Raw genomic sequence first — 21,673 nt, 5'->3', positions numbered from 1 at the left:
CTCCCCACACCTCGCACTTCGACCCCCTTCGGGAGCCGCCAGTGTCCCAGCGGCACCTGCTGACGCTCCGTCACGTCACCGGTCCGGCCTCGTCCGACTGACCGGTGGGCAGGCCGACGGCCCGCCGCAACTGCTCCACAATAGTGAGTGCGGCGTCCTGCATCTCCGGCGGCAGGCCGGCCGCCCGCATGGCGATCCGCTCCACCCGGGCATCGCGCAGCGCCTCGATCCTGCGCAGGTCGCGTTCGACCGCACCGGCGGTCTCCGAGTCGGAGAAGTAGTCCAGCGGGACGCCGAAGAACTTGGCGATCCGGACGGCGTTCTCCAGGCTCGGCTTCTGGGTGCCCTTGCGCAGGTTGCCGATGTACGTGCCGCTCAGCCCGGTGCCTTCGGCGATCTCGGAGTCCCGCCAGGGCCGGCCGAGGTCCTTGGGGTAGATCACCGCTATCAGGCGCCGGAAGCGACTGGCGAAGTCCGGTGCTTCGGCGCGGGAGGAGTCCGTGGGCATGTGCCGGATCATAGAGGGTTCGTACCCCCGGGCGTATCCCCTCGACTGCCCTGTTCTGCACGATCGTTGGGGGTTCGGTGCCCAAATCGTGCGGACACGCGGTTCCGGGCGTTCGATCGTCACTCAGGAATCCACGATAGTTGACACAGCGTGGTCCCGGTCGGCAGGATCGGCACCCTGATGCTCGGGCGCCGTTGCCCCACGGGGGTGGGCAGCGGTGCCCGTTCGGCGGGCTGCCGTGCGCCTCCGTGCGCACGGCCCACGAACCGGACGTTCCCGTTCCGCCTCCTGGGCGTCACTTCCCGTTTCCAGCACGGCTGTTCCGCGCCGATACGGTCTCCGCGACCTCGCCCGGCGCCCGTCCGCCAGCACCACTCGGGCGCGCCCCGCCCGAAAGGCCGCGCAGCCGATGGCCCCACGACTCTCCGTCGTCGTCCCGGTGTACAACGTCGAGCGGTACCTCGCCGAATGCCTGGACTCGATCTCCGCCCAGAGCTTCACCGACTTCGAATGCGTCCTGGTGGACGACGGCTCCACCGACTCCAGCGCCGCCGTCGCCGTGCAGTACACCGCCCGCGACCCGCGCTTCCGACTGGTTCGCCAACCCAACCGGGGCCTCGGCGCGGCCCGCAACACCGGCGTGCGCCATCTCGCCGACGGCACCGAGTACGTGGCGTTCGTCGACAGCGACGACACGCTGCCCGCGCACGCCTACCGGCTGATGATCAGCACCCTGGACGAGACCGGCTCCGACTTCGCCGCCGGCAACGCACTGCGGCTGCGCAGCACCGGGCTCGAACCCTCGCACGTGCACCGCCGCCCGTTCGTCGAGACCCGGCTGCGCACCCACATCGGCGAACTGCCCGCGCTGGTCACCGACCGCACCGCCTGGAACAAGGTCTACCGGCGCTCGTTCCACGCCTCGGCCGGCCTGGAGTACCCCGAGGGCATGCTGTACGAGGACGCCCCCGTGAGCATCCCGCACCACTTCCTGGCGAAGAGCGTCGACGTGCTGTCCGAACCGGTCTACCACTGGCGGGTCCGCGAGGACGGCGACCGCTCCATCACCCAGCGCCGCACCGACCCGCGCGGCCTGGCCGACCGGGTGCGCTCCATCGAACTCGTCCGCGGCTGGCTGCTGGACCGCCCCGAACCCGTGTTCCGGGAACACCTGCGGGCCTACGACCGCAACACCCTGGTCGAGGAGGTCCCGATGTTCTTCTGGACCGTCCCCGACGGCGACCGCGACTACCGGCACGCCTACCACCGGCACGTCACCCGGCTGCTCAGCGCCATCGGACCCGACCTGCTGGCCGAGCTCCCGCCGTTCCTGCGCCTCAAGTACCGCCTCACCGTGGCGGGCCGGCTGCACACCCTGGCCACCGTCCAACGCGCCCACCTGAGGGTCCGCAATACCCGCAGGGCGCTGCGCCGCTGAATCAGCCCCGGCGCCGCCGCAGCAGCGCCACCCGGGCCTTCAGCAGCCCCGGGACGAGCAGGTAGACCACGGTCGGAACCACCAGGACGGTGATGGCCAGCACCCGCAGCGGCACCGGCAGGCCGCCCAGCGAGGGGCCGAGCAGCAGCTGGACGACGGTGATCGCCGGGTAGACGGCGAGCCAGGTGATCAGGGCCCGGATGTGCACCGACGGGGCGGGGTGGGCGGTGGCGGCAGTGGTGGTGGTGTCGGCCATGACGGTCTCCTCGGTGTGCGGGGGCGAACTGAGACGGTAGCCAACCAACTGGTTGGTAGTCAACCATCCAGTTGGTTGGCAGGGTGCCCCCTCCCGCCCTACGCTGAGCCCATGACTCAGGACCCGACGTCCACCAAGCAACGGCTGCTCGTCGCCGCCAAGGAAGAGTTCGCCGCACACGGCATCGCGGGCGGCCGCGTGGACCGGATCGCGGAGCTCGCCGGCGTCAACAAGGAGCGCATCTACGGCTGCTTCGGCAGCAAGCAGAAGCTCTTCGACCAGGTCGTCGCCGCAGCGTTGGACGAACTCACCGAAGCCGTCCCCCTGCAGGCCGGCGACGACCCGGCCGAGTACGTGGGACGGGTCTACGACTTCCACCGGGCCAACCCCGTCCTGGTCCGGCTCTTCCTCTGGGAGGGCCTGCACTACCGCGACGCCGCCCTCCCCAACGAGGCCCAGCGCGCCACCCACTACGAACAGAAGGTCGCCGCGCTCGCCGAGACCTTCGGCGCCGAGGCGTCCCCCCAGGTCGCGGCCTGCCTGCTGAGCCTGATCGGCCTCGCCGCCTGGCCCACCGCCGTCCCCCAGATGACCCGGGTCGTCCTCGGCACCACCCAGCCCGACCTCCGCACCCACGTCGTCGCGTTCGCCCGCCAGGCCCTGGCCGGCTCGCTCCCGATCCCCGCGGCCGACGCCTGAGACACGAGAGGGTCCCCTCACCCGTAGAGCCTTCGGGGTGGGTGAGCGCTGCCGCGATGTCGGCGAGGGCGGCGAAATGGTCGGCCCTGCGCTCGTAGCGGCGGCTGAGCCGGCGGAAGCCGCCGAGCGGGCGACGGCGCGCTCGATTCGGGGACCGGCTCGGGCTCAGGCTCCGGTTCCATGATCTGCGCCACACCTGCGTGGCTGCTGCCGGACCGGGGCGTCCCGCTGCACATGAAAAAGCCCCCGAGCGCGATGCGCTCGGGGGCTTTCTGCTGGTCACACTATGTGGCCAGGGCCGGGGTCGAACCGGCGACCTTCCGCTTTTCAGGCGGACGCTCGTACCAACTGAGCTACCTGGCCATACTGCACCGTCTCTTGCGAGACGAGCGATCCCGACGGGACTTGAACCCGCGACCTCCACCTTGACAGGGTGGCGAGCTAACCAACTGCTCCACGGGACCTCATGCGGATTGCTCCGCACAGGACCTTACTACGGTACTGCGTACCCCCAACGGGATTCGAACCCGTGCTACCGCCTTGAAAGGGCGGCGTCCTGGGCCACTAGACGATGAGGGCTTGCGGCCCTTCCGGCCGGTTATCCGGCGTTCGGGGACGTCGAGAAGCATATGGGATGCCGGGCGGGAACGCCAAAACCGTTTCCGGAGGTGGGCGCGGCGGGGGCTTTCAGGACCAGCCGAGCTCGTGGAGTTCGTCGTCGTCGAAGCCGAAGTGGTGGGCGACTTCGTGGATGACGGTGATGCGGACCTCCTCGACGGCCTGCTCGCGGGAGTCGCAGTGCCGGAGGGTCGGGCCCAGGTAGATCAGGATCCGGTCGGGCAGGACTCCGGCGTACCACTCGCCGCGTTCGGTGAGCGGGATGCCCTCGTACAGGCCGAGCAGGTCGGGCGTGGCGGGGTCGGGTTCGTCCTCGACGAAGACCGCCACGTTGTCCATCATCGCGGCCAGCTGCGGCGGGATGCGGTCCAACGCGTCGGACACCAGCGCCTCGAACTCGTCCCTGGTCATTTCCACCCGCCCATTGTCGGAGGTCCGCTGACGGGACGCCAGATGGTTCGCGCCGGTGCGTGCGCCGCTGGGGGCGCGCGGCTGATGGTTGGCGGTTGCCCGTGTCCCGGCGGGGCGGACGCGCGTTGGGCACCGAGAACGATTGGCGGCCCGGGCGGGTCGTGCGGGAGGTGGCTCGGTGATGGCGGTTGGGTCGGCGCGGCGAAGGGTGGCGACGGGGGCGGCGACGGCGGCGATCGCCGTGCTCGGACTGAGCGGGTGCATGTCGGTGGGTGCGCAGCCGCCGGCCGGGCCCAGCGGGGTGAAGCCGACCGGTGCGGGAACGGCGACCACGCTCAAGGCCGGGGTCGGCGCCGGCGGGCACCAGGGCGGGGCGCGCGGGGAGCACGGCGGCGCGCCGGGTGGTGACGGTGCGTCACCCGGCGCGGCTCCGTCCCCCGGTGGGCACGCCCCCGGGCCGACGCCGCCGGTCGTCGGGGTGCAGGGCGCCCCGGTGCCGGTGCCCGGGACGAACGCCGGCACTCCGGCGCCGACCGGCACGCCCGCTGCGCCGGGCACTCCCGTGCCGACCCCGACCGGTGGCGGCGCGTCCTCGCCGATCCCGCAGCCCAGCAGTCCGGAGCCCTCCCGCTCGGCGAAGCCCTCGCCGACGCCGAGTGCGACGTCGGCGGAGCCCAGCGAGGGGTCGTCCGCGCACTGAGCCCGGAGCGCGGCCCGGAAGCGACGCCGGGCCTTGATTCGGGGGCGCTGGCCAGGGGATTTGCCTCTGATCCGCAGGTTCCCCTATGGTGGTAGATCGTTCGTTTGATCCTATTTGGCTGGCGCTCCTCACACCTTTGAGCGCCCTTGGCGCGTTCCGGCGATCCGTGGCTGACCGCATAGAGGCGGTATTTCCAACAGACCCCCGGACTTTGGCGCGTGCCACTTCCGGAAGGTTTTGCATGTCTCTCGTTGACGACGCCCGCTTCGCCATGCCCGCGAACGGCTCCGACGCCGCCGACACCGATTCTCTCGACACCGACACGCTGGACGCGGAGCTCGCCGAGCTCACCGACGGCGCCACCGACTCCGACGCGGCCGACACCGCCGACGCCGAGCCGACCATCACCTTCGGTGACCTCGGTCTGCACGACGACGTCGTCCGGGCGCTCGCCAAGCGCGGCGTCACCACCCCGTTCCCGATCCAGGCCGCGACCATCCCGGACGCGCTGGCCGGCAAGGACGTCCTCGGCCGCGGCCGCACCGGCTCCGGCAAGACCCTGAGCTTCGGCCTGCCGCTGCTGACCCGCCTCGCGGGCGGCGAGCGCACCAAGGCCAAGCAGCCGCGCGGCCTGATCCTGGTCCCGACCCGCGAGCTGGCCATGCAGGTCGCCGACGCCCTGGAGCCGTTCGGCTCGGTGCTCGGCCTGCGCCTGAAGGTGGTCTGCGGCGGCACCTCGATGTCGAACCAGATCTACGCGCTGGAGCGCGGCGTGGACGTGCTGGTCGCCACCCCCGGCCGCCTGCGCGACCTGATCAACCGCGGCTCCGCGAAGATGGACGAGGTCGAGATCGCCGTCCTCGACGAGGCCGACCAGATGGCCGACATGGGCTTCCTGCCCGAGGTCACCGAGATCCTCGACCTGGTGCCGGCCGGCGGCCAGCGCCTGCTGTTCTCCGCCACCCTGGAGAACGAGATCGACACCCTGGTCAAGCGCTACCTGAAGAGCCCGGTCACCCACGAGGTCGACCCGTCGGCCGGCGCGGTGACCACCATGACCCACCACATCCTGGTCGTGAAGCCCAAGGACAAGGCGCCGATCACCAACGCGATCGCCGCCCGCAAGGGTCGCACCATCATCTTCGTCCGCACCCAGATGGGCGCGGACCGGGTCGCCCAGCAGCTGCTGGAGGCCGGGGTGAAGGCCGACGCGCTGCACGGCGGCATGACCCAGGGCGCCCGTACCCGCGTCCTCGGCGACTTCAAGGACGGCTACCTCAACGTGGTCGTCGCCACCGACGTCGCCGCCCGTGGCATCCACGTCGACGGCATCGACCTGGTGCTGAACGTCGACCCGGCGGGCGACCACAAGGACTACCTGCACCGCTCCGGCCGCACCGCGCGCGCCGGCCGCTCCGGCACCGTCGTCACCCTGGTGCTGCCGCACCAGCGTCGCGGCGTGTTCCGCCTGATGGAGGACGCGGGCGTGGACGCCTCGCGCCACATCCTCGACCACGCCTTCGACGCCGAGGTCGCCAAGATCACCGGCGCCCGCTCGCTGGTCGAGGTGCAGGCCGAGAGCGCGTCCGGCATCGCCGGCGCCGCCGAGCGCGAGGTCGCCGAGCTCACCCGTGAGCTGGAGCGCGCCCAGCGCCGCGCCACCGAGCTGCGCGAGGAGGCCGACCGCCTGGCGTCCCGCGCCGCCCGCGAGCGCGCCGAGCTGGGCATCGAGGACGAGGTCGAGACGGACGAGGCGACCGCCGAGGCCGGCGCCGAGACCGCCGAGCAGCCGGCCGTCGAGGCCCAGCCGGTGGCCGAGGAGCGCACCCCCTCCTACCGCGAGGCCCGCACCGAGCGCCCCGCCTACAACCGGGACCGCGACGACCGCGGCGGCCGTGAGCGTGGCGGTTTCAACCGTGACGACCGTGGTGGCCGTTCCTTCGGTGACCGTGACCGCGGTGGCTTCAACCGCGACGACCGCGGCGGCCGTGAGCGCGGTGGCTTCAACCGTGACGACCGTGGTGGCCGTTCCTTCGGTGACCGTGAGCGTGGCGGCTTCAACCGCGACGACCGCGGTGGCCGTTCGTTCGGTGACCGTGAGCGCGGTGGCTTCAACCGCGATGACCGTGGCGGCCGTTCGTTCGGCGACCGTCCGCAGGGTGGCTTCAACCGTGACGACCGCGGTGGCCGTTCGTTCGGTGACCGTGACCGTGGCGGCCGTCCGCAGGGTGGCTTCAACCGTGACGACCTTGGCGGCCGTTCGTTCGGCGACCGTCCGCAGGGTGGCTTCAACCGTGACGACCGCGGTGGCCGTTCGTTCGGTGACCGTGACCGTGGCGGCCGTCCGCAGGGTGGCTTCAACCGTGACGACCGCGGTGGCCGTTCGTTCGGTGACCGTGAGCGCGGTGGCTTCAACCGTGACGACCGTGGCGGCTTCAACCGCGACGACCGCAAGCCGCGTTGGAAGAACTGACACTGACGCACTGACGGGCCCGCTCCACTCCGGTGGGGCGGGCCCGTCCGCGTGCCGGCGGTAAATGCGGTGGTGGCGGCGGATGTCGGCGGCTAGCGTGCGCGACATGAGCAGTAGGCAGCGGGCACTCGCCACGCAGAACGAGGAGATCGCCGACCGGGGCGAGTACCGGAGCCCCGACGGGACGGCGGTGCGGATCGCCGAGGAGCTGGCCGCAGCCCGCGCGGGGACGGTGTCCTACCCGCCGGGGGCCGAATTCGGCGCCGGCCCGGGGCCGTTGCGCGGGCCCGCCGAGGTGACGGGCGAGGGCAGCATGAAGGCCGCCCAGCGCCTGGTCGCGGACGGCGGGCGGAGCGTCGCGGTGCTGAACTTCGCGTCCGCGCGCAACCCCGGCGGCGGGTACCTGCGCGGGGCGAAGGCCCAGGAGGAGGACGTCTGCCGCACCGCGCTGCTGTACCGCTGCCTGCTGGAGGCCCCCGACTACTACGAGGCGCACCGCGCCTCCACCGACCTGCACTACAGCCACCGGGTGATCTGGTCGCCGGACGTCCCGGTGATCCGGGACGAACGCGGGGACCTGCTGTCCAGCCCGCACCGGGTCGGCTTCCTCACCTCGCCGGCGCCCAACGCGGGCCAGCTGGCGCTGCGTTCGCCCGGCAAGGCGCTCGACCTCGGGCCGGTGCTGGCCGAACGGGCCCGCCGGGTGCTGGCCGTCGCCGCCCGGCACGGCGTGCGCGAACTGGTGCTCGGCGCCTGGGGGTGCGGAGTCTTCCGCAACGACCCGGCGGAGGTCGCGGACGCGTTCGGCGAGGCCCTGGACGAGTGGGGCGCGGCCTTCGACCGGGTGGTGTTCGGGGTCTGGGACCGCACCGTCCCCTCCGCGAACCGGGCGGCCTTCGAGGCGCGGTTCGGCGCCGCCTGAGACCGTCCTGCCCTGCGGTTACTCGCCGGTGGCCAGGGCCGAGGCGGCGGCGACCACACCGGTGACGGTGAGGACGGCCGGCCAGGCGCCGATCTTCTTCGCCAGCGGGTGCGAGCCGCCGAACGCCGCCAGGTAGAGGGTGGTCAGACCGGCCGCGACGGGCGTCCCCGCGCGGCGCTGCCAGCGCACGGCGGCCGTCGTCCCGGCGACGGCCAGCACGGCGCCGCCCAGTTCGCGCCGACCGCTGAACCGGGCGGTGGCGTAACCGCCGATCAGACCGGCGGCGGCGACAGCGGCGGTGGCGGGGAAACGGGCCATGGGACGGACTCCTTCGGACAGCCGGTGGACGTGCCTGACGCGCGAGGCGGCCGGTGGCCGTCGGGCGCACCGCCCACGGTAACCCGGCTGACGTACCGGGCCGCCGGGGGCCGGAACGGCCGCGCGGCCGCGACGCCGATACCGCCGTCCGCCACACCCTCTCGCCCGGGCCCGGCCGCCGTCCTGCTCGGGACCGGACTCGCCGCCACCGTCGCGGAGCGCCTCGCGGTCGGGGCCCGAGGTCAGGTCACTCCGGGCGCAGGGCGCGGAGGGTGGCGAGGTCGGAGGCCGTGGCCCCGTGGTCGAGGAGGTAGTTGTCGAGGGTGCCGTGGAGCTCCTCGATGCGGGCGAGGGCGGAGGCGAGGTGGGTGGCCTCGATCGGGCGGGAGAGGCGTTCCGCGCCGGCGGTGTCGAGGTAGGGCACGGGGCCGTTGTCGAGGCCGAGGCCGACGTTGGAGCGCAGGAAGTCCGCGGTGACGGCGGCCGCGGGGAGGCCGGCCAGGGTCTGCAGGACGGCGATGGTCAGGCCGGTGCGGTCCTTGCCGACGGCGCAGTGGACGAGGATCGGCGCGCCGGTGGCCAGCGCGTGCACGGCGGCGGCGACGGCGACGCCGCCGGTCTCGGCCATGAACGGGTAGAGCGCGGCCTGGTCCTCGGGCCAGACGCGGTCGGTGGTGGCCGGGTCGGGCAGCATCGGCACGTGCAGGTACTGGACGTCCTCGCCGATCGGACGGTCCGGCCAGATGTCGAGCTCGGGGCTGCTGCGCAGATCGAGGACCGTTCGGATGCCGAGTTCCGCGAGGCGGGCGGCGCCTTCGTCGGTGAGCCGGTTGAGGCTCGCCGAACGGTAGAGCAGCCCGGGGCGGTACACCCCCGCTCCGGCGTCGCGGAGGTTGAGCACGTCGGGGATGTCGAGGAACGGCGCGGCGGCGATTTCGGTCTCGGTCATGCCGCCCACCGTAGGGGCGGTGGGCGGCGACGCGCCGGGGCGTTGACCGAACCGGTATCGCGGCAACGCGTGATGTTCATACGGGGGCGGCGGGGCGTCCGCCGCAGGGCCCGGCGACTGACGGCGAGTCAGCGTCCGCCGGCCACGTCCAGGAAGGAACCGGTGACGTACGAGGCGGCGGGGGAGAGCAGGTACAGGATCGCCTCGGCGACCTCCTCGGGCTGCCCGCCGCGCCCCATCGGCAAGTTGGGGCCGACCCGGTCGACCCGGCCGGGCTCGCCGCCGAGCGCGTGGATGCCGGTGTGGATGAGGCCCGGGCGGACGGCGTTCACCCGGATGCCCTCGGCCGCCACCTCCAGCGACAGGCCCCGGGTCATCGAGTCCAGTGCGCCTTTGGACGCCGCGTAGTCCACGTACTCGCCCGGCGAGCCGAGCCGGGACGCCGCCGAGCCGACGTTGACGATCGCCCCGCCCCGGCCGCCGTACCGGGTGGACATCCGGCGCACCGCCGCGGCCGCGCACAGGAACGGGCCGGTGATGTTGGCCGTCCAGATCCGGTTCAGCCGGTCCTCGTCGAGTTCGTCCAGCCGGCACTGCTTCTCCAGCGTGCCCGCGTTGTTCACCAGCGCGGTCAGCGGCCCGAGTTCACGCTCCGCGGTGTCGAACAGCCGCTCCACCTCGGGGGTGCTGCTGACGTCCGCCCGCACCGCGACGGCGGTGCCGCCCGCGGCCCGGATCCGCTCCACCACGCCGTCGGCCGAGGCCGCGTCGGCCCGGTAGTTCACGCACACCCGGTAGCCGCGTCGGCCCGCCAGCAGGGCGGTGGCCGCCCCGATGCCGCGCCCGCCGCCGGTGACCACCAGTACCTCGTCCTGCGCCATGCCGCCTGTCCCTTCGTTCCCGGAACCGATGCGACCGACGGTAGTCCATGGGGTGAAATGCCTTTGCCCGACGGCGAGTCGGCGGCGCAGCATCACTGGCATGGACCCTTCCGTCTCCCCGTACGGCCCGCTCCGGGCCGATCATCCCGATCTCGAGGCGTACCTGGCCGCCGACGAGGTGGTCGACCACCGGCACCCCGCCGTGGTGGAGCGCGCCGCCGCGCTGCGGCGGGCCGATCCGGTGGCGACCGCCGAGGCGGTGTTCGACTTCGTCCGCGACCGGATCGACCACTCGGCGGACGTCGGCCGCTGGTCGGCGGCCTACCGGGCGTCGGACGTGCTGGCCGCCGGTGACGCGATCTGCCACGGCAAGGCCCACCTGCTGGCCGCGCTGCTGCGCGCCAACGGCATCCCGGCCGGCCTCTGCTACCAACGGCTGGAGGTGCTGCACGGCCTCAACGGCGTGCTGCTGCCCGGGAGTTCGTGGTGGGTGCGGCTGGACGGCCGGGGCAACCGGAACGGCGCGGACGGGCGGTTCGCCGCCACCCCCGCCGCCGAGCGGCCCGCCTGGACCGGCGAGCCGGCGCTCGACCGGCACCACTACGCCACGGTGTACGCCGCGACGCCCCCGGTGCTGCTGGACGGCCTGCGCCGGGCCCGGCCGGGCGCCACCGGCTTCGACTACCTGCCGCTCGAACTCCCGGGCGAGGCATAGCGGTTGGCGGTGCGCAGGGCGGCGAGCTTCGGGGCGCGGCTCTTCGGCGAGTCCAGGCCGAAACTCCGGGCGTCGCCCAGTTCCTCGCGGACGAAGGTCTCGACGGCGTCGATCCCGGCGCGCAGCGCGGCGTCCATCGGCACGAACAACTGGTGCACCAGCTCCCGCTGTTCGGGGTCGTACTCCCAGAAGCCGACGATCCGGCCGCGGTCCACCACCAGGTGGGTCGACGGGTCGGACTCGCTGCCGAAGCTCCGCCCCGTCCGGGACGCCGGGGCGAGGCGCCCGGCGTCCCGCTCGTCGACCAGCCGGGCCAGGTCGCGGTGCAGCAGGTGCAGGCCGTCGATGCCCGCCACCAGGGCGTACGCGGGCTGCTCCGGCACGGTGAACGCGGCCCACTCGTCGAGGAGTTCGGTCGGCATCAGCAGCTCGCCGCCGGGCAGGCGGGTCAGCTCCAGCGGGGCCAGGGCGGCCTTCGCGGTGGCCGCGTTGAAGCCGGAGAACCAGCGGAAGTGCCGCACCGAGGCGGGCGCCGCCCAGGCGAGGTACCGCCGGGCCAGGTCGGCGGCCTCGCCGTGCACCGCTTGGTCCCAGCGCAGGTAGCCGTACCGCTGCTGGTCCAGCCGCCCGTCGACCGGCACCCGGCGGATCAGCCCGCGTGCCTGCAGCAGCCCCAGCGCCAGCGGCAGCGTGGTCGACACCCCGCGTCTGCGCCCCGCCTCGCCCAGCGGGCGGGCCGCCGGGCCGGCCGCCGCGCGGATCTGCTGCGGGCCCAACGGCTCGGTGTCGGACAGCAGTTCGGACACCGTCAGGCAGAGCTGCTCGACCTCGTCGCGAGTCACCCCGAGGTGCCGCACCGCCGTCGCGATCTCCGTCTCCGCGACGCCCGCGCCCGCCGCCAGGCCCAGCGCGAAGTCCTCCGCCGGCAGCACGTACGTGCAGCCGCGGGCCGCGGGCAGCTCCTGCACCTCCACCGCGGCGAGCGCCGCGTCCACCGCCGCCCGGCCCAGTCCCGCCCTGGCGAACAGCCCCAGGTACGGCGCCGTGCCGCCCACCGAACGGGCCCACCCGGTCGCCGCCAGCACCTCGGCCGGGGACGCCCCCCGGTGCACGCCGCCGTCCAGCCACTGCCGGTGCGCCCACCAGGCCCGGAGCTTCGCCGCCGGGATCTCGCCGTTCGCCATGGGCCCAGTATCGGCGCGCGGCGCGGCCGCACCGAGCATCGGCGGCGGCCGTGTCGGGCCCCGCCGTCCAGGCAGGAAATCGCTCGCGTGTACGGGCCGATCGGGGCGAGACTGCGGGGAACCGCTCCCGACGAGGTGACTCCATGCACGTCCTGCTCTCCGGCATCGTCGGCTCCACCGCGTACGGCCTGGCACACGCCGGCTCCGACCTGGACCGGCTCGGTCTGTTCGCCGCGCCCACCGTCGCCTTCCACGGTCTGCACCGGCCCGCCGAGTCGCACGTCACCACCGCCCCGGACCGCACCCTGCACGAGGCCGCCAAGTGGTGCCGACTGGCCCTCTCCGGCAATCCCACCGCCACCGAACTCGCCTGGCTGCCCGAGGAGTTGTACGAGGTGCGGACGCCGCTCGGCGAGGAGCTGATCGGCCTGCGGGAGGCCTTCCTGAGCGGCCCGGCGGTGCGCAGCGCGTACCTCGGCTACGCCCGGCAGCAGTTCCGCAAGCTCTCCTCCCGCGACCGCACCGACCCGGCGGGCGCCGCCCGGGCGGCCAAGCACGCCCGGCACCTGGTCCGCCTGGTCCGCCAGGGCGTCACCCTGCACGAGACCGGCCGCCTGGAGATCCGCCTCCCCGACCCGGACCGGATCCGCGCCCTCGGCGAACAGCTCGCCGAACGCCCCGAGGACGCCACCGCCCTGCTCGCCGACGCCGAGACCCGCCTCGCCCGCCCCGGCGTCCTGCCCCCCGCCCCCGACGAACGCCCCGTCGAAAGCTGGCTCCGCCGAGTCCGCGCCGCCCACCTCCCCGCCACCTGACCCGTCGACCCGCCCGGTCATCCGCTGGCCATCTCCCACCGGGCACCAGGTAGGATCACCCCGGCAGGCGCTGTCCCACCAGGCCCACGCCTGCCACGGGCCGCTAGCTCAATTGGCAGAGCTGCGGACTTTTAATCCGTAGGTTCAGGGTTCGAACCCCTGGCGGCCCACGTACGACGAGGGGACCACACCCCCTCTGACCTGCAGCGCAGCACCCCGGCTGGTGTTTTTGGCGGGGTGCTGCTGCGCTTCGGAAGGGCGCGTGCGTGAGCGGGATGGTTGACATGCCGTCAGAATGTGCCCTGCTTATCCGTCGCCGAGAGGGCGGTGCGCAGCACCTGATCAGGCGTGCGGCAGTGGGTCGGCGCGAAGAGCGGTCGAAGACTCGATCAGTCCTGAGCGCTCCAATTGCAGCAGGACTTCGTCGAACGTGACGGGCGGGTTGCGGCGGCTGTCCGCAATCTCGCGGGCACACGAGTACACGACACGCCCGTCCATGTCGATCAAGTCCATGACGAAGTCGTCGGGGGACTTTCGTTCGATGTCCCATTCGGCGAGGTAGTGAGGTGGGAAGTCTTTGAGGTTGTTTGTGACGACGACCTGAGCGCCGGCCTTGATGGCGGCGGCGAGGACGTGCCGGTCGTCGGGGTCGGGCAGTTTGAGCCCCTCGATGAGCGGCTCGTAGTTGGTGACGAGGCAGTCGCGGACGGCATTGTTCATGCGGCGTCGCCGTTCGGCGTTCTTCTCCGGTGAGATGCCCCGCTCGATCAACGCTCGGTCGACTTCGTCCAGGATTTGCTCGGTCCACTTGGCTTGGATGATGCCGGTTAACGCGAGGCGTACCAGAAGGTCGCGCAGAGTGTTCGGGTAAAGGGCACATGAGTCGTAGACGACGATGAAGGCCATGGTTCAGAGGAGCCCCAGTTCCTCGTCCAGTTCGGTGAGGGCGTCTGCCGCGTCCTTGCGGCGCCGGTCGTCCGTGCGCTTGTACTCGATGACGTCGTTGAACAGGATGCGGCGATGACGGCCGACGAGCCGGTACGGGATCTCACCCTGCTCGAGGAGCCCGATGAGGAACGGCCGGGACACGTTGAGCATCTCGGCGGCAGTCTGAGTCGAGACCTCGGCGTTGACGGGCAGGAGCTGGACGCCCTGCCCGTTGGCGAGGGCGGCCAGGATCGCCGCGAACATCTCCACGGTCGGCCGAGGCAGGACGAGTGGATCGTCGGAGCCGGTCTCTCCGAGGATGGTGACGTCGTCGTCCTGGTGGGCCGTCTGTGTGAGGTAGCTGCGGATGCGATGCAGTGCTCGCTCGGCCTGTTCGGCGTCGACGTCGCCCGGGGCGATCTTCCGGCTTTCGATGGCAGGTGCCATGGCGGTACCTCCTCTTCCCCCTAATCGAAGTATCTGCAGCAATCGAAGTATTCGCAATGCTGTCGTGGGCAACGGTTTCGCGACGGGGTGGGTTCGTGAAACCCACCCGAATGAGTGCATCAGGGCTGCGAGGACCGCGGCTGGGCCAGCGCATCCACACCCCAAAGCCACACCGAAGCTCAGCGCTGTGAGGGGCTTGTCGGAGGTCGCGGGTGCGCTCCGGCGGCATGAGTGATCACGAGGTGCCGCTGGTGGAGATCTCGCTCACGTCTGCTGAGGCCCGTGAGTGGGCCGCAGCGGTACGGGAGTGGCTGCTCGCAGTGGGCGTGATTGTGGCGAACCCGACTCCTGGGACGATCGCAGGAGTCGGGTTCGCCAGGTCAGACACCGTCTGACCTGGCCTTTTTTGTTTTGTGGTGCGGATCTCGCGGTGCTGAGGAGCGCGGGTGGCGCTGATGGTTCAGCCGAGGCAGGGGTAGGTGCCGGCGAGGTAGTCGCCGATCTGCTGGCGCATGCTGGCGTGAATGTCGCACCGGCCGAGGTCGGCGGGCTGGACGAAGCGGATGCCGTCGGCTTCGTCACTGACGGTTGGCTCGCTGACTGAGCCGACCAGCACCAAGCCGGGTATCGCAGCCGCCATCGTGGTCCAGGACGGCCGCGTCCTGATGGTCCAACGCCGCATCGCCGAAGGCAAGCTGTCCTGACAATTCCCCGCCGGGGAGATCGAGACCGGCGAGACACCGGAGGAAGCCGCCGTCCGCGAGACCGCGGAAGAGGTTGGCCTGACGGTGAAGGCCGCGCGACTGCTCGGCGAGCGCGTGCATCCGAAGACCGGTCGGCAGATGTCGTACACCGCCTGCAAAGTGGTGAGCGGTACGGTGACGGTGGTCGATACCGAGGAGCTGGCCGAACTGGCGTGGATCACGCACGAGCAGATCGCCGAGTTCGTGCCGTACGGCCTGTTCGAGCCGGCGCAGGCATACCTGGACAAGTATTTGCAGCTCGGGATGATCTGAGGGTGAAGGAGTCGAGTCAGGCTCTCACCGAGTCACGGTAGGCAACCGCCACATGGCGACCCGGATGCGAAGCATCGCGAGAGGGGCTGGGCGGGGTGGCATGGTCGCCGGTTGGTGTCGGCGGGGCCGATCACCGCGATCAGTGGGTGTGAGCGGGGACCGGCCGCCACATTCCGCCCGCCCGTGTCTTGTCCTACTCTCGATGTCCACGGGGCTACTCGGGGGAGGGGTCGATGGAGCAGCTCACTGCTGAACTTCTCATGATGCTGGCGGGCGGAGCCGCGGGGGCCGCGGGCCGGAGTGCCTGGCAGTCGCTTGTCGCACTGGTCCGCCGCCGGCCTGCCGAGGATGCTGCCGGGCAGGAGGCGACCGGCCTGCCTGAACTGGAGGCGTTCGAGGCGGATCCTGGGAATCCTGCCCGGGCGCAGCGGCTCGCGGAGGCGTTGACGGTCCGGGCCGAGCGGGACCCGGAGTTCGCGCGTCGCCTCGTGGGTTGTCTGCCCGCGCCCGCCAGCGTGCATGTCGATGGCTCCAACACGATCTCTGGCGGGGAGCAGGGCACCGTGGTTCAGGCCCAGTACATCGGCACCATCCACATCGGCGATCCCGGTGGCCGGGGGGCCGCCGGGTAGGAGACCGGGGGTGTTCAGGCGAGGGGTTCCGCGGCGCTTGACGGTGTACAACGAGGTGCGCGGCGGGCGGCAGGAGACGGTCGTCCAGGTCGGATACCTTGAGCGGCTCACCGTGCACGTGGGTATCGGGTTTCGTGGGTTGCTGGCGCTCCTCGGAGTAGCCCTGCTGTGGGCGCAACCTGTCTTGCCGCTGCCGCCGCAGCTGGTCGTCAGCCCTGTTCGTGCGGGTTGGGTTCTGCTCGCGGTCGCGCTGTTCTGGGAGCTGGTGGGGCGCGCGCACGCGGTGCGGCGGCGACGCAGGGAAGCCTCCTGGAGTTCGCCAGCCGTCCTCGATCGGGTGGCCGACGAGCTCGCCGCGGTGCTGCTGAACCGGTACCGGGACGACGAACGGCTGCGGCAGGCCGACAACCCCGAGTCGATCGACGTGCTGTGGCGGGAGGTCAGCGACGACAGGGGCAGCCGCCCCGCCGAGGCCGGTGCGGTCGCACCGCCCGGCTCCCTTGCCGCGTACTTCCGCAGTACGCCCGGTCGGCGGCTCGTTCTCCTCGGGCCGGCCGGTGCCGGGAAATCGGTCCTCGCCGTGCGGCTCGCCCGCGACCTCCTCACAGTACGGCCGGCGGCCGCCAAGGATGCGCGTGGTGAATCCGAACCGGTGCCCCTGGTACTGCACCTCGCCTCCTGGGACCCGGGACAAGGTCTCGACATCTGGGCGGCCGGCAGGCTCGCCGCCGAGTACCCCGAGGTGTGTACGCCGGTGCCCGGTGCCTCCCCGGAGGTGGTTGCAGGCCGCCTCATCGGTGCCGGGCGGGTGCTGCCGGTCCTCGACGGCTTCGACGAACTGCCCGCGGCGAACCGTGCGGCCGCCTTCGAAGAACTGGCGGCCCTGCACAGCACCCGGCCGTTCGTGCTGACCAGCCGCCCGGCCCAGTACCGTCAACAGGTCCCCGTCGACAGCGACTTCCTGCGTGCCGAGGTCGTCCTGCTGCCGCTGTCCTCGGCCGCCGTCGGACAGTATCTGAGCGCGGGTGGCCGCCGGACGCGGTGGCGCAACCTGGTGGACCGGCTCGTCGACCCCATGGATCGGACCCGAGAGGTCGTCCTGTTGCGGCAGGCCCTGGACGTGCCTCTGATGGCAGGCCTCGCCCGGGTCGCGTACGGGCACGACGACACCCACCCGGACGAACTGGTTCAGCCGGGCCGGTTCCGCACCGTCCAGGAGATCCAGGGGCACCTGCACACCGCGTACCTGAACGCGGTCTACAGCTCCTCGCGTTCCGAGCGGGCACTGCGCGGCGGGCGCTCGCCGGAGGAGGCACGCAGGTGGGCCGGGTTCCTCGCGGTACGGATGAAGGCGGCGGGCCGTACCGACCTGCCCTGGTGGACTCTCGACCGTGACGTCCCCGCGCCGGTCCGGGTGCTGGGGCTGCTGCCCGCTCTCCTCCTCGCCTGGCTGATCGTCAGTCTGTTTGATTTCGGGAAGCCGTGGTGGGGCGAGACCGTGCCGGTGTCGGTCCCGGGCGGCTTCGCGATCGCTGTGGTGGTCGTCCTGTGCTTTGCGGTGATGTCCGTGGTGCGGGAGAAACCCGACTGGCAGCGTGTGCCCCAGAGCTTCGAGATGCCGAACGGGGACATCCTGCGGGAGGCGCTCCGGGAGGTTCGGTGGAAGGCCGGCTCGATGGCCCTCGGGTTGGTTGCGGGTTGGGCGACAGCCCTGGCCTGGGGGTCGACCAACGGACTCCGGATCGCGAGCCTGGCCACTGCCGTCGCGCTGACAGCCTGCATCAGATGGCTGGTCCACCAGGCGTGGCGACCCGCTGACACGGCGCTGGCCGCGTCCCCGGCCCGCCTGCTCGCCCGTGACCGGCGCGCCGCCCTCGCATTCGGCTGGCTGGGGCCACTGGGAACCAGAAAGACGTTGGACAACGAGAACTTGGTGCTGCTGACGCTGCCGCCGCTCATGGTGGGGGCCTGGGAGCTGATGCTCGGCAGGGGCCGGGTCTCTGCTGTCGACTGGGGTGTCGTCGGCGTCGGCAGCCTGCTCTGCTGGCAGCTGCACGCCGTCGCCGTGTCCGCGTGGGGACGGTTCGCCGTGGCCAGGCTCTGGCTCGCGCTGTCCGGACGGCTTCCACTGCGGCTCCTGGACTTCCTGGAGGACGCGCACCGGCGTGGTGTACTGCGTCAGTCCGGTGGTGTGTACCAGTTCCGCCATGTCGAGCTGCGCGATCGGCTCGCGGCCGACGTGGACGTCCCGGAAGGGCGTGAGGGCCCCGCTGCCCGGGCGGGCGGCATGCTGTACCGGGCGACGCGTGGTGCCATGGTGATGGCTGTGACCGCCGCTCAGCTCGCGGTGTTCTTCAGCGCTCTGAGCGCGCATCCGGGCCCATGGCCGGTGAGGGCGTTTCCCGAACCGTGCTCCCTGCTGGAGCAGCGGGATCTCGCCCGGCTGACGGTCGACCGCATACAGTACGCCCACCCGCCCGTGGACGAAGGTCGTGCGGCTATCCGGACCTGCACGGCCGCCGAGCAGTCACCGTTCGCCCCCGATACGCGCATCACGATCACTACTTTGCTGTTCCGACCGTTCCGATTGGCCGATGCGACGAGTCAGGCGTCCCAGTACGTCGAAGAGTTGCGGAGAAAGACCGCGAACCGCGAGTTGTCCGTCCGGGATCTCGACGGGCTGGGCAACGAGGCCTTCCTCACGATGAGGACCGAGACGGACTGGGGGCCGCACGTCTACTGGACGGACCAAGGGCCACAGGCCCTGCGGGGTTCGGCCGTGATCCGCCGTGAGAACGCTGTGCTCTTCGTCTCCTACGCCGAAGAGTTCGCCTCCGAAGCACGGATGGCGGACGTGCTCCGAGTCCTGGCGGACCACGCCGCGGAACATGCCGGGTCCGGCTGGAGGCAGGGTGGCGACACTCCGGCGAGCTTGGACAGCATGCCGAGGAGCCCTGTACCAGACAAGGGAAACCGCTTTGCCTACTACCACCGCGACTGGCGCGACAAGGTGTACGGCGCGTCCTGGGGCGACGAGGAGCGTTCCCGTGTGTGGCACCTGAGGCGCCTGCCGTTCGCCTTCCGCGGGCCGAGAGAGCTCGACTGCAAAGACACCGCCAGCGAGGAGGAGCGGAAACTGCAGCAGCTGGTGGTGTACACGTGCGGGCCGGCGAAGGCGGCGCAAGCCCTGGGGGTTGCCGGGCCGGAGGCCAACATCGAACTCGCGGCGTTCTACTGCGGCAGTTCGTGCGACGACACCGCAGCGGAGACTCTGGCGAACCGCGACCGCGCGAAACGCCCGGAGAAGCTCGACTGGAAGCGCGTCAACTCATGGGCACTTTACGCGGAGTGGAGCGACGAGGAGGCCTCACCTGGGCTGGGACGTTACGGGATGCTGTTGTATCGGACGGTCGCATGGCGGCAGGACGGCGAACTTCACGTGATGCTGGTGTGGCTTCGGGTGGAGACCTCAACGGAGAAGAAGGAGCTGGCGCAGAAGATCGTCAACGACATCTACGCCCAGGCTCTCGGCAACCGGAACGTCGTCGGCTGAGGTTCCGGGACTCGACCGTCGCGGCGCCGGGCGGGGTGCTCCTGCGTGAGCGATGCGTGAGCGGACCGCACGGCAGTGTTTGTGCGGTGCCGGATGGGCCGTCACCGCGCGCACCGACACGCTGCAGAGATGGCAGTGACCAGTGCACCCCAACCCGCCGGACCACGAACGGCGTTGATCTTTTAATCCGTAGGTTCAGGGTTCGAACCCCTGGCAGCCCAACGGAGTTGAGGCCAGGTCGGACATCGTCCGACCTGGCCCTCTTCGTTTCCGGGTGGGGGACCTGGGAGTGTTACGGGGCGCGGAGGGTGAGACGGGGACGTCGGCTGCGTGGTGATCGCTGACCTGGGAAGCCATCTGCGTATGGGCGAAGAACTGACTTCATGGGCCAGGACGGTGGCGAGCAGCGAGCTTGCCGAGCCGCTGCCCCGTCGCTGGGCGCACACTCAAGGCGTGGCTGATCGTGGCGGCCGTCTCGAAGGGGTTCTCGGCGAGCAGGCGCGGCTTCTCGTCAGCGCAGCGCTGCTGAACGATGTCGGTTACGCGTCGAGACTGGCGGCGACGGGGTTTCACCCGCTCGACGGTGCGCGGTTCCTCCGGGGTGTGCATGGGGCCGATGCCGGCTGGCGCGCTTGGTGGCGAACCACTCGTTCGCGCTGCTCGAAGCCGAGGAGCGTGGCCTCCGGGAGATGCTGGAAGCCGAGTTCCCGCTGCTGGAGGATCAGTTCCTGGTGGATGCCTTGGTCTGGTGCGACATGACGACGACGCCCGACGGCACCCCGACCACGGCGGAGGCGCGTGTGGCGGAAATCCTGGGCCGTTACGGGGCGGAGAGCGCGGTGGCGCGGGTGGAGGCGGCGTTGGTGGCTCAGCCGAGGTAGGGGTAGGTGCCGGCGAGGTAGTCGCCGATCTGCTGGCGCATGCTGGGGTGGATGTCGTACCGGTCAAGGTCGGCGGGCTGGACGAAGCGGACGCCGCCGGCCTCGTCGTTGACGGTGGGCTCGCCATCGACGGGGCGGCCGATGTAGGTGTTCTCGTACTGCTGGCGGATCTCGCCGTCGGTGTAGGCGACGATGTGCTGCGGGTTGGTGTAGACGCCGAGGAAGCCGGTGATCTCGGCGACGATGCCGGTCTCCTCCAGGCACTCGCGCACCGCGCACTGGGCGGCGGTCTCGCCGATGTCCTGGGCGCCGCCGGGCAGGGCCCACTGGCCGGTGTCGCGGCGACGCTGGAGGAGGATCGCGCCTTGGTCGTCGACGACGAGCAGGTTGCTGGCGGGGATGAGGGTGTTGGCCTTGGGGGCGTTGGGGTCGTTGTAGTACTCAGTCCTGCCCACGGGCGGCGGTCCCCTCATGGTCGGGTGTCCAGGGCCGGGCGTCGGCCCAGACGGTGTCGAAGCTCTGTGCGTAGTTGTCGAACCAGCCGGTGGAGTCCACTCGCTTGAGGTGGAACAGGGGGTTGGCGCTGGCGGGTTGGCCGAAGACATGCGGGTTGACCAGCAGGTCGTCGTCGTAGCGGAAGAGAGAGCTGTACAGCGTCGTGTCGTGGAGTCTCACCTCGCAGCCGGCCTTCGGGAGCAGAGAGCGGTAGTAGGTGAGCGAGGCGCGGATCTTGGCTGCGAGGGTGTCGCCGATGCCTTCCTCCCGGCCTCTGAGTGCGGCGGCGTGCCCGTTCGGGTCGCCGAAACACAGCCGGACTTGGACCCCGTGAGCCGCGCGCTCGGTGAGCATCTTGGCGACATGTGGGTTGGACTGGGCGAAGAACGTCCCGGAGAAGACGAGCACGTCGATCCGCTGCTGGGCCTCCCTCAACAGGGTCAGCCAGGTGTCGCGGGGCACGCTGGCCCGGTTCTGGAAGGTGCCGACGAGTTCGGTGTCCAGCGCGTCTGCCCGCCGAGCCGTACGGGGCTGAGGCGTCGGCCAGAGGAAGGTCTCCTCGACGCGCAGTAGTTGGGCGGCGCGGAATCGGTGTCTCGGGTGGGGGTACGCGCCCGCCGAGCCAGCGGCCTACGGTCTTCGGATCCACTTCGCATGCTTCGGCGAGCGCCTCGGGCACTACGCCCCCGCTGGGCGAGTACGGAGTGAAGTCGCTCGTTCGCGGAGGCTGTACCAGCCGAGCCGGGCGCGGCAGTGCAAGGACGTTGCAGGACGTCCTGCTGGAGCTGACCGCACGTCAATGTGCGTACGTTGGCGAGATGCACCTCATCGTCCG

Annotated in this window: 18 protein-coding genes, 4 tRNA genes and 4 pseudogenes; 11 read left to right on the top strand and 15 right to left on the bottom strand. The window is 71.5% G+C overall.

Annotated elements, in window-relative coordinates; genetic code table 11:
* Nucleotides 1–70 precede the first annotated feature (70 nt).
* Nucleotides 71–508, bottom strand: a complete 438-nt coding sequence (locus tag ACI1MP_RS18385; protein WP_157815775.1) for a helix-turn-helix domain-containing protein — start codon at nucleotides 506–508, stop codon at nucleotides 71–73.
* A gap of 409 nt (nucleotides 509–917) precedes the next feature.
* Between ACI1MP_RS18385 and ACI1MP_RS18380 the strand changes: the two genes are divergently transcribed.
* Nucleotides 918–1,946 carry a glycosyltransferase family 2 protein gene (locus ACI1MP_RS18380; RefSeq protein WP_404869047.1) on the top strand — a complete coding sequence of 343 codons (1,029 nt, stop codon included), beginning with the start codon at nucleotides 918–920 and terminating at the stop codon, nucleotides 1,944–1,946.
* A gap of 1 nt (nucleotide 1,947) precedes the next feature.
* On the opposite strand, the gene ACI1MP_RS18375 is transcribed toward ACI1MP_RS18380, so the two are convergent.
* On the bottom strand, nucleotides 1,948–2,202 hold the full coding sequence (locus ACI1MP_RS18375; RefSeq protein WP_380333845.1) for a hypothetical protein: 255 nt from the start codon (nucleotides 2,200–2,202) through the stop codon (nucleotides 1,948–1,950).
* Between the two features lie 111 nt (nucleotides 2,203–2,313).
* Between ACI1MP_RS18375 and ACI1MP_RS18370 the strand changes: the two genes are divergently transcribed.
* Nucleotides 2,314–2,901 carry a TetR family transcriptional regulator gene (locus ACI1MP_RS18370; RefSeq protein WP_404869046.1) on the top strand — a complete coding sequence of 196 codons (588 nt, stop codon included), beginning with the start codon at nucleotides 2,314–2,316 and terminating at the stop codon, nucleotides 2,899–2,901.
* A 289-nt stretch (nucleotides 2,902–3,190) separates the two neighbouring features.
* Here ACI1MP_RS18370 and ACI1MP_RS18365 read toward each other — a convergent pair.
* The 4 genes from ACI1MP_RS18365 to ACI1MP_RS18350 all read right to left on the bottom strand — a co-directional run bounded on the left by ACI1MP_RS18365 (nucleotide 3,191) and on the right by ACI1MP_RS18350 (nucleotide 3,930).
* Nucleotides 3,191–3,264: transfer RNA gene (locus ACI1MP_RS18365), tRNA-Phe, on the bottom strand.
* Between the two features lie 27 nt (nucleotides 3,265–3,291).
* Nucleotides 3,292–3,365 (bottom strand) — tRNA-Asp (locus tag ACI1MP_RS18360).
* A gap of 42 nt (nucleotides 3,366–3,407) precedes the next feature.
* Nucleotides 3,408–3,480 (bottom strand) — tRNA-Glu (locus tag ACI1MP_RS18355).
* Between the two features lie 108 nt (nucleotides 3,481–3,588).
* The gene (locus ACI1MP_RS18350) at nucleotides 3,589–3,930 is read right to left on the bottom strand and encodes a metallopeptidase family protein (RefSeq protein WP_043915484.1); all 342 of its coding nucleotides are present in this window, start codon (nucleotides 3,928–3,930) and stop codon (nucleotides 3,589–3,591) included.
* Nucleotides 3,931–4,871: 941 nt separating this feature from the next.
* On the opposite strand from ACI1MP_RS18350, the gene ACI1MP_RS18345 reads away from it, so the two are divergent.
* Nucleotides 4,872–7,103 carry a DEAD/DEAH box helicase gene (locus tag ACI1MP_RS18345; RefSeq protein WP_404869045.1) on the top strand — a complete coding sequence of 744 codons (2,232 nt, stop codon included), beginning with the start codon at nucleotides 4,872–4,874 and terminating at the stop codon, nucleotides 7,101–7,103.
* Between the two features lie 106 nt (nucleotides 7,104–7,209).
* On the top strand, nucleotides 7,210–8,025 hold the full coding sequence (locus ACI1MP_RS18340) for a TIGR02452 family protein (RefSeq protein ID WP_380333848.1): 816 nt from the start codon (nucleotides 7,210–7,212) through the stop codon (nucleotides 8,023–8,025).
* Nucleotides 8,026–8,043: 18 nt separating this feature from the next.
* On the opposite strand, the gene ACI1MP_RS18335 is transcribed toward ACI1MP_RS18340, so the two are convergent.
* The 3 genes from ACI1MP_RS18335 to ACI1MP_RS18325 form a co-directional block, all read right to left on the bottom strand.
* The gene (locus tag ACI1MP_RS18335) at nucleotides 8,044–8,343 is read right to left on the bottom strand and encodes a hypothetical protein (protein WP_100589032.1); all 300 of its coding nucleotides are present in this window, start codon (nucleotides 8,341–8,343) and stop codon (nucleotides 8,044–8,046) included.
* A 247-nt stretch (nucleotides 8,344–8,590) separates the two neighbouring features.
* Nucleotides 8,591–9,292: a tyrosine-protein phosphatase gene (locus tag ACI1MP_RS18330; RefSeq protein WP_380333849.1), complete on the bottom strand. Its 702-nt coding sequence runs from the start codon at nucleotides 9,290–9,292 to the stop codon at nucleotides 8,591–8,593.
* Between the two features lie 128 nt (nucleotides 9,293–9,420).
* Nucleotides 9,421–10,173, bottom strand: a complete 753-nt coding sequence (locus tag ACI1MP_RS18325; RefSeq protein ID WP_363478624.1) for an SDR family oxidoreductase — start codon at nucleotides 10,171–10,173, stop codon at nucleotides 9,421–9,423.
* Between the two features lie 100 nt (nucleotides 10,174–10,273).
* On the opposite strand from ACI1MP_RS18325, the gene ACI1MP_RS18320 reads away from it, so the two are divergent.
* A complete protein-coding gene (locus ACI1MP_RS18320; protein ID WP_380333850.1) occupies nucleotides 10,274–10,888 on the top strand; it encodes a transglutaminase domain-containing protein in 615 nt (204 codons plus the stop codon).
* On the opposite strand, the gene ACI1MP_RS18315 is transcribed toward ACI1MP_RS18320, so the two are convergent.
* Nucleotides 10,855–12,072 carry a DNA glycosylase AlkZ-like family protein gene (locus tag ACI1MP_RS18315; RefSeq protein ID WP_404869044.1) on the bottom strand — a complete coding sequence of 406 codons (1,218 nt, stop codon included), beginning with the start codon at nucleotides 12,070–12,072 and terminating at the stop codon, nucleotides 10,855–10,857. The genes ACI1MP_RS18320 and ACI1MP_RS18315 overlap by 34 nt on opposite strands.
* Before the next feature lie 143 nt (nucleotides 12,073–12,215).
* On the opposite strand from ACI1MP_RS18315, the gene ACI1MP_RS18310 reads away from it, so the two are divergent.
* Both ACI1MP_RS18310 and ACI1MP_RS18305 read left to right on the top strand, forming a co-directional pair.
* Nucleotides 12,216–12,887, top strand: coding sequence for a DNA polymerase beta superfamily protein (locus ACI1MP_RS18310; protein ID WP_380333852.1), 672 nt, complete (start codon nucleotides 12,216–12,218; stop codon nucleotides 12,885–12,887).
* A 97-nt stretch (nucleotides 12,888–12,984) separates the two neighbouring features.
* Nucleotides 12,985–13,057 (top strand) — tRNA-Lys (locus tag ACI1MP_RS18305).
* Nucleotides 13,058–13,229: 172 nt separating this feature from the next.
* Here the strand turns inward: ACI1MP_RS18305 and ACI1MP_RS18300 are convergent.
* The 3 genes and pseudogenes from ACI1MP_RS18300 to ACI1MP_RS18290 form a co-directional block, all read right to left on the bottom strand.
* Nucleotides 13,230–13,793 carry a PIN domain-containing protein gene (locus ACI1MP_RS18300; protein WP_404869043.1) on the bottom strand — a complete coding sequence of 188 codons (564 nt, stop codon included), beginning with the start codon at nucleotides 13,791–13,793 and terminating at the stop codon, nucleotides 13,230–13,232.
* 3 nt (nucleotides 13,794–13,796) lie between these two features.
* A complete protein-coding gene (locus ACI1MP_RS18295; protein ID WP_404869042.1) occupies nucleotides 13,797–14,261 on the bottom strand; it encodes an excisionase family DNA-binding protein in 465 nt (154 codons plus the stop codon).
* A 460-nt stretch (nucleotides 14,262–14,721) separates the two neighbouring features.
* Nucleotides 14,722–14,871 (bottom strand): annotated as a pseudogene (locus tag ACI1MP_RS18290) (NUDIX hydrolase); the annotation flags it as partial.
* Nucleotides 14,872–14,926: 55 nt separating this feature from the next.
* On the opposite strand from ACI1MP_RS18290, the pseudogene ACI1MP_RS18285 reads away from it, so the two are divergent.
* The 4 genes and pseudogenes from ACI1MP_RS18285 to ACI1MP_RS18270 all read left to right on the top strand — a co-directional run bounded on the left by ACI1MP_RS18285 (nucleotide 14,927) and on the right by ACI1MP_RS18270 (nucleotide 20,343).
* A pseudogene (locus tag ACI1MP_RS18285) lies at nucleotides 14,927–15,277 on the top strand (NUDIX hydrolase).
* 233 nt (nucleotides 15,278–15,510) lie between these two features.
* Nucleotides 15,511–15,909: a hypothetical protein gene (locus tag ACI1MP_RS18280; RefSeq protein ID WP_380333856.1), complete on the top strand. Its 399-nt coding sequence runs from the start codon at nucleotides 15,511–15,513 to the stop codon at nucleotides 15,907–15,909.
* A 43-nt stretch (nucleotides 15,910–15,952) separates the two neighbouring features.
* A complete protein-coding gene (locus ACI1MP_RS18275; protein ID WP_404870807.1) occupies nucleotides 15,953–19,462 on the top strand; it encodes an NACHT domain-containing protein in 3,510 nt (1,169 codons plus the stop codon).
* Between the two features lie 363 nt (nucleotides 19,463–19,825).
* A pseudogene (locus ACI1MP_RS18270) lies at nucleotides 19,826–20,343 on the top strand (phosphohydrolase).
* On the opposite strand, the gene ACI1MP_RS18265 reads toward ACI1MP_RS18270, so the two are convergent.
* Together ACI1MP_RS18265 and ACI1MP_RS18260 are read right to left on the bottom strand one after the other, a co-directional pair.
* Nucleotides 20,331–20,798 (bottom strand): NUDIX hydrolase, encoded by a 468-nt coding sequence (locus tag ACI1MP_RS18265; protein ID WP_404869041.1) that lies wholly within the window; start codon nucleotides 20,796–20,798, stop codon nucleotides 20,331–20,333. The pseudogene ACI1MP_RS18270 and the gene ACI1MP_RS18265 overlap by 13 nt on opposite strands.
* Nucleotides 20,785–21,608 (bottom strand): annotated as a pseudogene (locus ACI1MP_RS18260) (XRE family transcriptional regulator). Before ACI1MP_RS18260 ends, ACI1MP_RS18265 begins: the two are co-directional and overlap by 14 nt.
* Nucleotides 21,609–21,673 lie beyond the last annotated feature (65 nt).

Origin of the sequence: Kitasatospora griseola (assembly GCF_044999035.1) — a bacterium.
In the GTDB taxonomy this organism is placed as follows: domain Bacteria; phylum Actinomycetota; class Actinomycetes; order Streptomycetales; family Streptomycetaceae; genus Kitasatospora; species Kitasatospora griseola.
This window is presented reverse-complemented; position numbering and strand designations above follow the sequence as displayed.